13 protein-coding genes and 2 pseudogenes are annotated in these 12347 nt (G+C 70.1%); 12 read left to right on the top strand and 3 right to left on the bottom strand.

Annotated elements, in window-relative coordinates; all coding sequences use genetic code 11:
- From RB628_RS30745 to RB628_RS30720, 6 genes and pseudogenes are all read left to right on the top strand, one after another.
- Positions 1-407: pseudogene (locus tag RB628_RS30745) on the top strand (hypothetical protein); the annotation flags it as partial.
- A gap of 230 nt (positions 408-637) precedes the next feature.
- On the top strand, positions 638-928 hold the full coding sequence (locus RB628_RS30740) for a hypothetical protein (protein ID WP_318323848.1): 291 nt from the start codon (positions 638-640) through the stop codon (positions 926-928).
- Between the two features lie 196 nt (positions 929-1124).
- Positions 1125-1622 (top strand): DUF5949 family protein, encoded by a 498-nt coding sequence (locus tag RB628_RS30735; RefSeq protein ID WP_318323847.1) that lies wholly within the window; start codon positions 1125-1127, stop codon positions 1620-1622.
- A gap of 167 nt (positions 1623-1789) precedes the next feature.
- Entirely contained in the window at positions 1790-2299 is a 510-nt protein-coding gene (locus RB628_RS30730; protein ID WP_318323846.1) for a hypothetical protein, read from the top strand.
- 107 nt (positions 2300-2406) lie between these two features.
- The gene (locus RB628_RS30725; RefSeq protein ID WP_318323845.1) at positions 2407-2874 is read left to right on the top strand and encodes a tyrosinase family oxidase copper chaperone; all 468 of its coding nucleotides are present in this window, start codon (positions 2407-2409) and stop codon (positions 2872-2874) included.
- The gene (locus tag RB628_RS30720) at positions 2858-3727 is read left to right on the top strand and encodes a tyrosinase family protein (RefSeq protein ID WP_318323844.1); all 870 of its coding nucleotides are present in this window, start codon (positions 2858-2860) and stop codon (positions 3725-3727) included. The genes RB628_RS30725 and RB628_RS30720 overlap by 17 nt, the downstream gene beginning before the upstream one ends.
- Positions 3728-3809: 82 nt before the next feature.
- On the opposite strand, the gene RB628_RS30715 is transcribed toward RB628_RS30720, so the two are convergent.
- Entirely contained in the window at positions 3810-4115 is a 306-nt protein-coding gene (locus RB628_RS30715; RefSeq protein ID WP_318323843.1) for a chaplin, read from the bottom strand.
- 236 nt (positions 4116-4351) lie between these two features.
- Between RB628_RS30715 and RB628_RS30710 the strand changes: the two are divergent.
- From RB628_RS30710 to RB628_RS30685, 6 genes and pseudogenes are all read left to right on the top strand, one after another.
- Positions 4352-4648, top strand: a pseudogene (locus RB628_RS30710) (DUF2087 domain-containing protein); the annotation flags it as partial.
- Between the two features lie 350 nt (positions 4649-4998).
- A complete protein-coding gene (locus tag RB628_RS30705) occupies positions 4999-6198 on the top strand; it encodes an ATP-binding protein (protein WP_318323842.1) in 1200 nt (399 codons plus the stop codon).
- Positions 6195-6596, top strand: a complete 402-nt coding sequence (locus RB628_RS30700) for a roadblock/LC7 domain-containing protein (protein WP_318323841.1) — start codon at positions 6195-6197, stop codon at positions 6594-6596. Before RB628_RS30705 ends, RB628_RS30700 begins: the two co-directional genes overlap by 4 nt.
- Positions 6593-6973 (top strand): DUF742 domain-containing protein, encoded by a 381-nt coding sequence (locus tag RB628_RS30695; RefSeq protein ID WP_318323840.1) that lies wholly within the window; start codon positions 6593-6595, stop codon positions 6971-6973. Before RB628_RS30700 ends, RB628_RS30695 begins: the two co-directional genes overlap by 4 nt.
- Entirely contained in the window at positions 6948-7538 is a 591-nt protein-coding gene (locus tag RB628_RS30690) for a GTP-binding protein (RefSeq protein WP_318323839.1), read from the top strand. The genes RB628_RS30695 and RB628_RS30690 overlap by 26 nt, the downstream gene beginning before the upstream one ends.
- Before the next feature lie 204 nt (positions 7539-7742).
- A complete protein-coding gene (locus tag RB628_RS30685; protein ID WP_318323864.1) occupies positions 7743-9059 on the top strand; it encodes a cytochrome P450 in 1317 nt (438 codons plus the stop codon).
- A 139-nt stretch (positions 9060-9198) separates the two neighbouring features.
- Here the strand turns inward: RB628_RS30685 and RB628_RS30680 are convergent, their stop codons facing one another.
- Both RB628_RS30680 and RB628_RS30675 read right to left on the bottom strand, forming a co-directional pair.
- The gene (locus RB628_RS30680; protein ID WP_318323838.1) at positions 9199-9747 is read right to left on the bottom strand and encodes a PadR family transcriptional regulator; all 549 of its coding nucleotides are present in this window, start codon (positions 9745-9747) and stop codon (positions 9199-9201) included.
- Positions 9748-9828: 81 nt separating this feature from the next.
- Entirely contained in the window at positions 9829-11844 is a 2016-nt protein-coding gene (locus RB628_RS30675; RefSeq protein ID WP_318323863.1) for an NADPH-dependent 2,4-dienoyl-CoA reductase, read from the bottom strand.
- Positions 11845-12347 lie beyond the last annotated feature (503 nt).

Below are 12347 nucleotides of genomic sequence, written 5' to 3'. Positions count from 1 at the left end.
TGACCCCGGCGTTGCCGGATGCTCCGGCTCTCCCGGTGACCCCGGCGTTGCCGGACGCTCCGGCCCTCCCGGCGACGCCCGCTCTGCCGCCCGCGTCCGCCCTTCCGGTGGCCTTCAAGGACGGCAAGGCGGTCAAGGGCCCGCTCGACATCGAGGCGGACGCGCTCGCCGCGCTGCAGAAGTCGGTCGACACACTGCTCACGGCGGTCACGTCCGGCGATGTCGCGAACGTCGTCCCGGCCGTCACCGGCGTACTGACCAGCCTCGTCGGCTTCGTCGCCGCCACTCTGCTCGGCGGCGGGCTGCCGGCGCCGGACCTGGCAGGTCTGCCGCCCCTGCCCAAGCTGCCGGTGGAGGTCCCGCCGCTGCCGGTCCCGGTGCCACCGCTGCCGCTGCCGGTCCGCTAGGTTCGCCCCCTTCCGGCCGTTGTGCCGACCTGTCGGTCGGCACAACGGCCGTTCTCTTGCCTGTGTGCCGATTTCGCTTGTGCGTCAATCCTTTGAGACACATTTCGTGTTCCGGAATCACGTGCGCCGCAGAAATTTTCTGCGTACGGGGTTTCCGCCGCGACCGGGGCTCGTTGGACAGGGCGACAACATTCCCTCTGGTGACATGAGTCGCCGATGAAAGGAACACGATGAAGTCCCTGAAGGCTGCCGCTGTTGTTGCCGGGTCCATGGTCATCGCCGGAGCCGCCGCGCCCGCGTTCGCCTACGACACCGCCGACCTCACGCCCACCAGCCTCAACGGTGCCGTGAACACGCTCACCAAGGGCCCCCTCGACGTAGAGCAGGCGCAGCCGCTTCAGCACCAGTCGAACGCGCTCGACACCGAGAACAAGGATTCGGCGCTCAGCACGGTGAAGGACGCGACGACCGCCCTCAACTCGAACGGCGGGCTGCTCGGCGGCCTCCCCCTCCGGGGCTGACGAGCTGACGCGGGGCCCGGCAAGGGTATCGAAGCGGGTTCCGAAAGGGCCGGTTCCGTCCGCCTTCCAGGTGTGCGGAACCGGCCCTTCGCGCTGTTCGAGTCCCGTCCCTCTTTCGTGTGGCTACCGGCGGGAAATCCCCCGGTCGAGTGAGAATGCGGCCGGCGGCGTCAAATCCCGTCGATAAGGTTCCGCGGTGACCTCAACCTCAAGCGAAACGCGCCCTTTCCGCATCGCCGACCTGGGCACGCTCGTCGTCATGGCCTGGAGCGGTGAGGCCCCTGACGGCGACATGCCCTACCTCCTCGCCTACTCCCTCGGGGACGGCGAGGGCGGCCCCGAGGCCTCGGCCGTCGCCGTCGGGCAACTCCTCACAGACACCGGCCTCCCGGTCGGCGGCGACATCGTCGACGGTTCCACCCGCCCGAGCCTGCCCGTCAGCCTGCTCGTCGAGGCCGGTTCGGCCGTCGTCAACATGCCGCAGCTCAACGCCCAGTGCGTCCCGCCCGCGGAGTGGCTCACCGCGGTCGCCGAACGGGGCTTCGCCTACCTGGTGTTCACCACCCGCCCCTGGCCCGAGGCCCAGCCCGGCCAGCCCATCTCGCCGGAGGCGCTGGCCGCCTTCGCGGGCGCCGAGGAGACCCTGACCGCCGCGGCCCACGTCATCCTCCCGGTCCGCAGCCTGCGCGGCTGACGGCCGGAAGGCGAGCGGTGCGGTCCGGCGCCCGGACCGGGGCGCCCTTCCGGGCTGATCGGACGACTAATGCACCACACGGGGGAATCTTGAGCTGATGCGGTTCCCAGGATCGTTACGCGGTACGGACGAACACCCCCCGATTCCTGAAAAGGACCGTACTTGCCATGAAGCCGACCACTCGAACCCTTGCCGCCGCTGTTCTCACCGGCGTGGCGGCGGCGGTGGGCGCCACGGCCCCCGCCGCCGCGGCCGACACGGTCCCCGTACCCGTACCGCTGGACGGCGTCGAGAAGTCCCTCAACGTGAACCTGCCCAAGGTGGGCGGCGAACTGCCGCTGCTGATGCCGGGCGTACCCGAGGGACCGCGGTACGTCGAGGGGCAGATGATCCCGGCCAGCACGCTGCCGCAGGTGCCGCTCGGCGCCGCGCTGCCCGGGCTGTCCGCCGAGACGCCGCTGCCGCAGGTGGTCGGGAAGGGCTTCGACGAGGCCGGCGCCAGCGTCCCCGCGGCCGACCTGCGGACCCTGACCCCCGGCCTGTCCGTGGACACCCCCTTGACCGCGCCGAACTCCGAGATGTTCGGCCTGCCGACGCTCAGGGAACCGCGGGCCGCCGTGCTCACCCCCCTGCTGCAGACGGCCCCGACGGGGGCCCTGGGACTCGGCTCGTTGTAGTCCGGGTAGTCACGGGACCTGACGAACTGGACCCTCTGGGCCCGGGCTGACCCCTGGGCCCGGTCGCCGGGCGGTCGCCGCTACCGAACGAACCGAACGAGGAGAGAGTGTTGTTCGTCAGCAGAGTGCCGCAGGGCCCGGCGGGCCCGCCCGTCCGTTCCGGTACGCGGCGGGACGCGCTGCGCGCCCTGTGCGTGTCGGCCCTCGCCCTGGCGGTGGTCCCGGTCGTCGCCGCCGCATGGCCCCGGCGCGAGCCGGGCGACGGCGAGGCGCCGTCCTTCGACGAGACGTACCGGGGCCGCCGGCTGCGTGGCGTCAGAGCCGGCGCGGATCACCACGACCACATGGCGCAGGTCATGCGCCCGCCCGGCGGAGGACAGTGGCACATCACCGTGGACGGGCGGCCCCTGCATCTGATGCGGCGCGCGGACGGGACGTATCTGAGCATGGTCGACCACTACCGCTCGTACCCCACGCCCCTGGAGGCGGCCCGCGCCGCCGTCGACGAGCTGGGACCCGGGCGGCAGCTGACGGTCGCCGCCGGGGAAGGGGGCGGCCGTGGCGTACACGCGTAAGGACGTCAGCACGCTGACGCGCGCCGAGCGGCGGCGGTTCGTCGGGGCGCTGCTGGAGGTCAAACGGCGGGGCGAGTACGACGAGTTCGTGCGTACCCACATCGAGTACTACGTCTCCGACGGCGAGGACGGGCTGCGTACGGCCCACATGGCGCCGTCCTTCCTGCCCTGGCACCGGCGGTTCCTGCTGGACCTGGAGAGGGCGTTGCAGCGCGCGGACCCGTCGGTGACGCTGCCGTACTGGGACTGGACCCGGGACCGCACGACGACCGGTGTGCCGTGGAGCGAGGATCTGCTCGGTGGCACCGGGCGTTCCTTCGACCAGCGGGTCATGACCGGGCCGTTCGCGTACGACCACGGCGACTGGACGATCAAGGAGAGCGTCACCGACGGCGAGTTCCTCACCCGTGACCTCGGCCGCAGCCGAGAGCCGCTCACGCTGCCGACCCGGCAGAACCTGGACTCGGCCCTCGACGATCCCGTCTACGACGTGTCGCCGTGGAACTCGACCTCCGACAAGGGGTTCCGCAACAGGCTCGAAGGATGGGGGCGCGGGCGGGGCCCCGGCTCCTGGCACAACCACAACCGCGTCCACCGCTGGGTCGGCGGGCACATGGTCGGCGGTGCCTCCGTCAACGACCCCGTCTTCTGGCTGCACCACGCCTTCGTCGACCTGTGCTGGACGCGCTGGCAGCGCCGGCACGGAGCCGGTGCCCGCTATCTGCCCGACCGGCCGCCGGGGTTCGGCGACGCGCAGCGCGGCCGGGTCGTGGCCCGGCACGAGACGCTGCCGCCGTGGGACATGACGCCGGACCAGTTGGAGGACCACAGCGGCATCTACCGGTACGCGTAACGGGGTACGCAGAGCGGCGCGTGCGCGGAAGAGCCCCGACGGTGGGTCCGTCGGGGCTCTTCCCATGCCTGCGTACGACGGGTCAGCTGCCGTAGCCGCCGGGGCCGGGGTTGCCCTTCTTGTAGTCGTCGTTCTTGTGGTCGTCGCCGCTGATGTTGGCGCAGGTGTTGCCGAAGGCCGGGTTCAGCAGGCCGATCACGTTGACCGTGTTCCCGCACACGTTGACGGGCACGTGGACCGGGACCTGCAGGACGTTGCCGGACAGGACGCCGGGCGAGCCGATGGCCGCGCCGTGGGCATCCGCGTCAGCCGCGGCCATACCGGCACCGCCGAGCACCACGGCACCAGTGCCGAGAGCGGCGACGGCTGCCTTCGCGATGCGAGACATCACGTTCTCCTTTGGTTCGATGAGTGCGGGCACTGGACTCGCGCCCGCACGTCCCCTACAACGCGCCCGCTCACGCCTGGTAACGGCGTCCGGCCGGGCGTCACCCTTTTCGAAGAGCGATCGGGGGAGCGGGCGGGCGGGCGGGCGCGGCAAAAGTGGTGTGACTCCGCTCGCGCACGGGTTAGCCTCCGGTCATGGCATCCGACCGAGCCGAGCAGAACGAGCGGCAGCAGACCGAGAACGTGTTGCGGACCTTCGTACGGGAGGACGGCCGGCTCGTGCGGCTGCCCGCCCGCTGGAGCCGGAAGCTGATTGTGCTCCGGCACATCGCCGAAAACAGCTTCGAGACGGGCGTCGAGTATCCGGAGCGGCTCGTCGACGAGCGGCTGAAGGTGTGGTGCGAGGGCGCGAGCGGTATCGACCACGTGACGCTGCGCCGGTATCTGGTCGACCTGAACCATCTGCGGCGCGGCGGAGGCGTCTACTGGCGGCCCGCCGAGACCGGTCTCGGCACCGTCGCCGACGCCGCCTGAGCGCCCGAGGGAAAGGCCCGCTTCCCGGAAAGCCGGGGAGCGGGCCTTTTGCGCGCCCGGACGGTATCGGGTGCGTAACTGTCGTGGACCCGTTGGCGAATCCTGTGTGAAGGTCTCCAAGTGCGCGCAAGCGGAACCTTTTTGACGCTCCCTTGACTGATAAGATCATCCCACTTTCAGTAGGCTGATGCGCGCCACGCGCACGGGGGACAGTCTCTAGGGGCCCCATCGCGAAGGAGTGGCTGAGTTGGTCCGCCGGTAAGGTTCGCCACCGGGCTAGGCCCGAGTTCCAGGCCAGGACCCATCGGACCGCAACTGCTCCTGTCGCAAGGCGACTTGAAGAGAGTCTCATGACGTCATTGATCCAGGATCCACTGCTGTGGATCTTGCTCGTGGTCTTGGTCGCTGCGGTCGTCGCAGTGATGCGGGCCCGGAGAACCAACATGGCGCTCCGCAGGAAGAGCAACGACCTGCAGAGCGCCCGCGACGCCGCACAGAGTGAACGCGACCGCCTCTATGCGGAATACACCCAACTGAACGCACAGCACGCGGGCGACCTGGCCGCGGTGCGCAAGGACGCGGAGGAGGACACCAAGGCGGTCCTGAAGTCCGCGATGCGGACACTTCAGGTGCTCGCCGACGAACAGCAGCTCATCATCGAGAAGTCGCAGCGCCGCTACGGCGACGACGAACAGGTCCTCGGCGACCTGATGATGATCGACCACACCAACAGCCAGTTCGGCCGCCGTGCCCAGGGCATCGCCGTGCTGTGCGGCGGCTGGCTCGGCCGGCGCGAGAACACCGCCTCCGTGTACGACGTCGCCCGCAGTGCCCAGGGCCGCATCAAGCACTTCGACCGCGTCACCATCAACACCCAGGTGAACGTCTCGGTGGCCAGCCGGGCTGTCGAGCCCGTCGCGGTCGTCCTCGCCGAACTGCTGGCCAACGCCACCAACTACAGCGCACCCGGCACCCGCGTCGACATCAACATCCAGGCCGTACCCACCGGTGTCTGTCTGATCGTCGACGACGCCGGCCTCGGCATGAACACGGAGGAGAAGGCGCGCGCCAGCGTCCTGCTCTCCCCGCAGGCACCGGTCGACATCACGAGCCTCGGCGACCCGCCGAAGTTCGGCTTCGCCGTGTCCGGGATGCTCGCCACCCGGTACGGCTTCAAGGTCTCGGTCGATTCGGTGTCCCCCTACGGCGGCGTACGGGCGGTGATTCTCTTGCCAGAGAACCTGTTGACGACGGACGTTCCCGAGCCCGAGGGCGGGGCCGCGAAGGCCGAACCCCAGGCCGAGGCCAGTGCCGTAGCCCCGCAGCGGCTGACCCCGGTGGCCACGCCCGGCGGACCCCCTCGTCCGGTCGGTACGACGGCCGGTGGCCTGCCCAAGCGGCGGCGGCGCGGCAGTCCGGTCGCGGTGGTGCCACCGCCGCCGGAGCCGGAGCACAACAACGAGGTGACGGCCTCACGTATCGGTGCGTTCCAGCGCGGAACGCTGCTTGGGCGGGACACGACGACCATGGAAGGACCACAGGACCAGTGAATCCCGATCTGTCGTGGGTGCTGAACGATGTGCTGCAGGTGCGCGGCGCCCGTCACGCGATCCTCGTCTCGGCCGACGGACTGCTCCTGGAGCGGTCCAGTGACATCGAGCGCGACGAGGCGGAGACCAACGCCGCCGCGATGAGCTCGATGCAGTCCCTCAGCCGCGCAGTCGCCCCCTTCGTCGGCTTCGGACGCGGTCTGTGGAAGCAGACGCTGATCGAGTACGACGGCGGCTGGATCTTCCTCATCGCGGCGGGCAGCGGTGCCTACCTCGCCGTGTCGGCCGCGCTGGACGTCGACATGGAGGCCATGTCGTTCCGGATGCAGCAGCAGGTGGGAGCGCTCGGCAAGGCGATGACCACCCCGCCGCGTCAGAACGCCGGTGCGGAAGCATGAACGCGCACGGCGAGGAAGCTCCGGTCACGGTCACCAGTGACTTCGTCCGGTCGTACGTCATCACGGGCGGGCGGCGGCTGCCGACCGCCGATGACCTGTCCCTGCACACCCTGGTCACGCTGGCTCCCGACCGGGAGGTGCCGCTCGGCGCCAGCCCCGAGGTACGGGCCATCTGGGACCTGTGCGGCGGCGGCTACCTCTCCGTCGCGGAGGTCGCCGCGCACCTGACCCTTCCGGTGGGTGTCGCCCGACTCCTGCTGACCGATTTATTCGAACAGGGTCATCTCCTGCGCCGTGCCGCGCCCCCACGCGCCCAGTCCGTCGACAGAGGAATCATCGAAAAGGTGCTGCATGGACTCGAATCCCTCTACGGCTGAGACGATCTACGTCTCAGACGCGGTCACCACCACCGCGAAGATCCTTGTCGTAGGGCACTTCGCCGTGGGCAAGACCACCTACATCGGCTCGCTGTCGGAGATCACCCCGCTGCGCACCGAGGAGAAGATGACCCAGGCGTCCGCCAACGTGGACGATCTGAAGGGCGCGCCGGACAAGGTGACGACCACGGTCGCGCTGGACTTCGGACGGCTCACGCTGAGCGAGGAACTGGTGCTGTACCTGTTCGGTACGCCCGGTCAGCAACGCTTCATGCAGCTGTGGGAGGACATGGCCCGCGGCGCGCTCGGCGCACTGCTCCTGGTCGACCCGTCCCGGCTGGCCGAAACGTTTCCGGTGATCGACCTGGTCGAGAAGTACGGCCTGGAGTACGCCATCGCCGTCAACACCTTCGACGCGACGGCCGAGTTCGACGAGGACGAGATCCGCGAGGCCCTCGACCTGCTGCCCGACACTCCGGTCGTCTACTGCGACGCCCGGGACCAGACGTCCTCGGCGAGGGCGCTGATCGCCCTCGTCCAGCACCTGCTCACCCGCGCGGCCTGAGCCCCGGTCCCTCCCTTTCGGGCCCCTCCCCGCACAGGGGGCCCGGACAGGGAGCCCGGTCAGGGGTCCGGACCGTCCGGACCAGGGCCCCGCACAAGGTTTTCCTCACCCCCGTCCCCCGCCCCGAGGCGCGGGGAACCCTAAGGAACCTCCATGGACACACAGCACGCGGGTGCCACACCGAGCGCTCCCGCCAGATGCCCCATGCACGGCACTGACTTCGCCGCCGAACCGCACCGCATCTACGACCAGTTGCGCGCCCACGGCCCGGCGGCACCGGTCGAACTCGCCCCGGGCGTGGACGCCACGCTCGTCGTCCAGCACGAGATGGCCCTCAGGGTGCTCCAGAACACCACCCTGTTCGCCCGTGACTCGCGCCGCTGGGCAGCCCTGAACGAGGGCCGGATCTCCCTCGACAGCCCGGTCCTGCCGATGATGGCGTACCGGCCCAACGTCCTGTTCACGGACGGCGCGGTGCACCTGCGGCTGCGCAAGGCCGTCACCGAGAGCCTCGCCAAGCTGAACATCAGCCGCATCCGGCGGGACGTCGAGCCCATCGCCGACTACCTGATCGACCAGTTCAGCGAGCGGGGCCGCGCCGACCTCCTCAGCGACTACGCCAAGCTGATCCCGCTTCTGCTGTTCAACAAGATGTTCGGCTGCCCGGCCGACATCGGCGACCGCCTCACCACCGGTATGTCCGCCATGTTCGACGGCCAGGACGACGCCCTCAAGGGCATGGAGCAGGTCGCCACCTGCCTCCAGGAGCTGATCACGCTCAAGCGCCGCGAGCCCGGCGACGACGTGACCTCCTGGCTCATCCAGCACTCCGCGGGCCTCAACGACGAGGAGCTGAGGGACCAGCTGATCGTGCTGATGGGCGCGGGCCTGGAACCCCAGCGCAACCTCATCGCCAGCGCGCTGCTCCTGCTGCTGTCCGACGGCCCGTCGGAGCGCGGCAGCGGCATGCTGGTCGAGGAAGCCCTTGAGCACGTGCTGTGGAACAACCCGCCCATAGCCAACTACGCGACCCACTATCCGCTGCAGGACGTCGACCTCGGCGGCATACCGGTCGACGCGAACTCGCCCGTCGTCATCAGCTTCGCCGCCGCCAACAGCGACCCCGCCCTCAACGAGGCCCGGCAGATGGCGAGCAAGGGCGCGCACCTGGCCTTCGGCGCGGGCCCGCACGCCTGCCCCGCCAAGGACCCGGCCCAGGTCATCGCGCTCACGGCGATCGAGAAGATCCTCAACGCGCTGCCCGACCTGACCCTCGCGGTCCCGCAGGACAGCCTCCTGTGGCGCCCCGGACCCTTCCACCGCGCGCTGGCCGCGCTGCCGGTGCGGTTCAGCCCGACGCCCGCCACCCGGATCGCGGCGGCCCTGCGCAACCAGGCGCCGATGCCGGCGGCCGAACCGGCCCCTCGCCCGGCGCCGCAGCCGACGACGGCCCCGGCGGCCCGCCAGGAACCGCGCAAGAAGGGATTCTGGAGCTCCTTCCTCGATGTCTTCCGGCTCTGAGGACCAACTGCCCGCTCACTTACACCGGTTGAGCAGATCGAGGCGAGTGGGCCGATCAAGCCGAGTGCCCCGTGGGCGCCGATCGAGTCGACCTGCACGAGCGCCCTGTCCCCGAGGCCCAGCCTCGGGGACAGGGCGCTCACCGTTCTCCGCCGGGCAGCTCCGCGAACTCCGCCAGGGCGTGCGTGAGCCACTGGGTCCAGAAGGTCTCCAGGTCGATGCCCGCACGCAGGACCAGGTGCTGGAGCCGGTCCTGGGGGTTGTCCGTGCCGGGCGGGAAGTCCCGCTTCTCGATCTCCTGGTACTCCGTCAACTGAATTTGGTGAAGGGCGAGATGCCGGCGCAGGTCGGCCTCGATGCCTTCGGTGCCGACGACCGCCGAGGCGCGCAGGCGCAGCAGCATGGTGTCGCGGTGGGGCTTGGGGTCCTGGGACGCGGCGGTCCAGCGGGCCAGTTCTGCGCGGCCCGCGGGCAGGACCTCGTAGCTCTTCTTCTGCCCGCGGGCCGGCTGCTCGGCGGGCAGGGCGCGGATGTGCCCCTCGGCCTCCAGTTTTCCCAGCTCGCGATAGATCTGCTGATGCGTCGCCGACCAGAAGTAGCCGATCGACTTGTCGAAGCGGCGGGTCAACTCCAGCCCCGAGGACGGCCTTTCGAGCAGGGCGGTGAGGATCGCGTGCGGGAGTGACATGGACTCAATCCTAGGGACAGGTGGTGACTGACCTGTGCTCGTTCCTGTGCTCGTTCCTGTGCTCGTGTGCTCGTACGGGCGTCAGAGCGCCGCCGCCACTTCGGTGCCCTGCTTGATGGCGCGTTTGGCGTCCAGTTCGGCGGCCACGTCGGCGCCGCCGATCAGGTGGACGCGGTGGCCGGTGGCGAGGAGGTCGTCGTACAGGTCGCGGCGCGGGTCCTGGCCGGTGCAGAGGACGACGGTGTCGACCGGCAGGACGGTGCTGGTGCCGTCGACGGTGATGTGCAGGCCGGCGTCGTCGATGCGGTCGTACTGGACGCCCGGGGTCATGGTGACGCCCCGGTGCTTGAGTTCGGTGCGGTGGATCCAGCCGGTGGTCTTGCCGAGTCCGGCGCCGACCTTGGAAGCCTTGCGCTGGAGCAGGTGGACGCTGCGGGGAGGGGTGGGGCGCTCGGGGGCGGCCAGACCGCCCGGGGAGCGGTAGTCCATGTCGACGCCCCAGGCGCGGAAGTACGACGCTGGGTCCTCGCTCGCCTTGTCGCCGCTGTCGGTGAGGTACTCGGCGACGTCGAAGCCGATGCCGCCCGCACCGAGGATCGCGACGCGGTCGCCGACGGGGGAGTTGTCGCGCAGGACGTCGAGGTAGCCGACGACGCTCGGGTGGTCGACGCCGGGGATGTCCGGGGTGCGGGGAGTGACGCCGGTGGCGACGACGACCTCGTCGTAGTCCGCCAGGTCACCGGCGTCCACTGGTGTGTTGAGGCGTACGTCCACGCCGTGGGCGTCGAGCTGGTGGCGGAAGTAGCGCAGGGTCTCGTCGAACTCCTGCTTGCCGGGGACCTTGCGGGCGACGTTCAGCTGGCCGCCGATCTCGGGGGCGGCGTCGAAGAGGGTGACCTCGTGACCGCGCTCGGCGGCGGAGACGGCGCAGGCGAGCCCGGCGGGGCCGGCGCCGACGACGGCAACCCGCTTGCGCAGCCTGGTGGGTGCGAGGACGAGTTCCGTCTCGTGGCAGGCGCGCGGGTTGACCAGGCAGGAGGTGATCTTCCCGCTGAAGGTGTGGTCCAGGCATGCCTGGTTGCAGCCGATGCAGGTGTTGATCGCCTCGGGACGCCCCTCGCGTGCCTTGTTGACGAAGTCCGGGTCGGCGAGCATCGGGCGGGCCATCGACACCATGTCCGCACACCCGTCGGCGAGCAACTCCTCGGCGAGCTCAGGGGTGTTGATGCGGTTGGTGGTCACGAGGGGGACGGACACCTCGCCCATCAGCTTCTTCGTCACCCAGGTGTACGCGCCGCGCGGCACCGAGGTGGCGATGGTGGGGATACGGGCCTCGTGCCAGCCGATGCCGGTGTTGATGATGGTGGCGCCGGCCGCCTCGACGGCCTTGGCGAGGGTGATCACCTCGTCGAGCGTGGAGCCGCCGGGGACCAGGTCCAGCATGGACAGGCGGTAGACGAGGATGAAGTCCTCGCCGACCGCCTCGCGCACCCGCCGGACGATCTCGACGGGGAAGCGCATGCGGTTCTCGTAGGAGCCGCCCCAGCGGTCCGTGCGGTGGTTGGTCCGGGCAGCGATGAACTCGTTGATCAGATAGCCCTCGGAGCCCATGATCTCGACACCGTCGTAGCCGGCCCGGCGGGCGAGGAGGGTGGTGCGGGCGTAGTCGTCGATGGTCTGTTCGACCTCGGCGTCGGTGAGTTCGTGCGGGGGGAAGAGGCTGATCGGGGCCTGGAGCGGACTCGGGGCGACCAGGTCCTGGTGGTAGGCGTACCGGCCGAAGTGCAGGATCTGCAGCGCGATCCTGCCGCCCTCGCGGTGTACGGCGTCGGTGATGGCCCGGTGCTGGTCGGCTTCCGCGTCGGTGGTGAGCTTGGCGCCGCCCTCGTACGGGCGCCCGGCGTCGTTGGGGGCGATGCCACCGGTGACGATGAGGCCGACGCCGCCGCGGGCGCGGGCCGCGTAGAACTCGGCCATGCGCTCGAAGCCGTGCTGGGCTTCTTCGAGGCCCACGTGCATGGAGCCCATGAGGACACGGTTGGGGAGGGTGGTGAAGCCGAGGTTCAGGGGGCTCAGCAGGTGAGGGTAGCGGCTGATACGGCTCATGGGGGCCTCCGGGCGCGGGGTTGTTCTTGTATTTGTAGAGGACGCCGGAGGGGTTGTGCAACTAGTTGCATAATGGCGTGCGGCACATCGCGGGGGTTTCTCGCCCCCGCCGCCCCTGCCCGTCCCATCCCGTTCCTGGGGGCTGCGCTGCGCCCCCCGGACCTCCGCTACGGCCCTGGACGGGCCTTGTCCTCGAACTCCTCCAGAGGGCAGCCCCCGGACGGGCTGGGGGTGCGGGCCGGCGTTCGGGTGTGGTGGTGATCAATGTCTGGAGCTGTTCGGCGGCTTCCGGTCAGTGGTCGCGACGTCTGCCCGGGGGCGCTGTCGCGCTCCTGGTGTGGCCGGGGTGCCCGCTGGGCCTGTCCTTCGCACGTCACTGAGACGAGTGAGAATGACTATTCCGCCCGCGTTCGGGGCAGTTGCTGCCCTCGGTCAGGTGTCCGCATCGTGAGATGATGCCGTTGCCGCCGGTCGGCGATTGATCGCTTCCCCAT

Source organism: Streptomyces sp. ADMS (assembly GCF_033441795.1).
Lineage (GTDB): Bacteria > Actinomycetota > Actinomycetes > Streptomycetales > Streptomycetaceae > Streptomyces.
Note: the sequence above shows the minus strand (reverse complement) of the source record. Positions and strands in the feature narration are given on the sequence as shown.

Coding starts and splice junctions, on each gene's coding strand:
- RB628_RS30680 (WP_318323838.1), bottom strand. CDS start 9,747: ATGTCACTCCCGCACGCGATCCTCACCGCCCTGCTCGAAAGGCCGTCC.
- RB628_RS30705 (WP_318323842.1), top strand. CDS start 4,999: ATGACGTCATTGATCCAGGATCCACTGCTGTGGATCTTGCTCGTGGTC.
- RB628_RS30685 (WP_318323864.1), top strand. CDS start 7,743: ATGCACGGCACTGACTTCGCCGCCGAACCGCACCGCATCTACGACCAG.
- RB628_RS30715 (WP_318323843.1), bottom strand. CDS start 4,115: ATGTCTCGCATCGCGAAGGCAGCCGTCGCCGCTCTCGGCACTGGTGCC.
- RB628_RS30695 (WP_318323840.1), top strand. CDS start 6,593: ATGAACGCGCACGGCGAGGAAGCTCCGGTCACGGTCACCAGTGACTTC.
- RB628_RS30690 (WP_318323839.1), top strand. CDS start 6,948: ATGGACTCGAATCCCTCTACGGCTGAGACGATCTACGTCTCAGACGCG.
- RB628_RS30730 (WP_318323846.1), top strand. CDS start 1,790: ATGAAGCCGACCACTCGAACCCTTGCCGCCGCTGTTCTCACCGGCGTG.
- RB628_RS30740 (WP_318323848.1), top strand. CDS start 638: ATGAAGTCCCTGAAGGCTGCCGCTGTTGTTGCCGGGTCCATGGTCATC.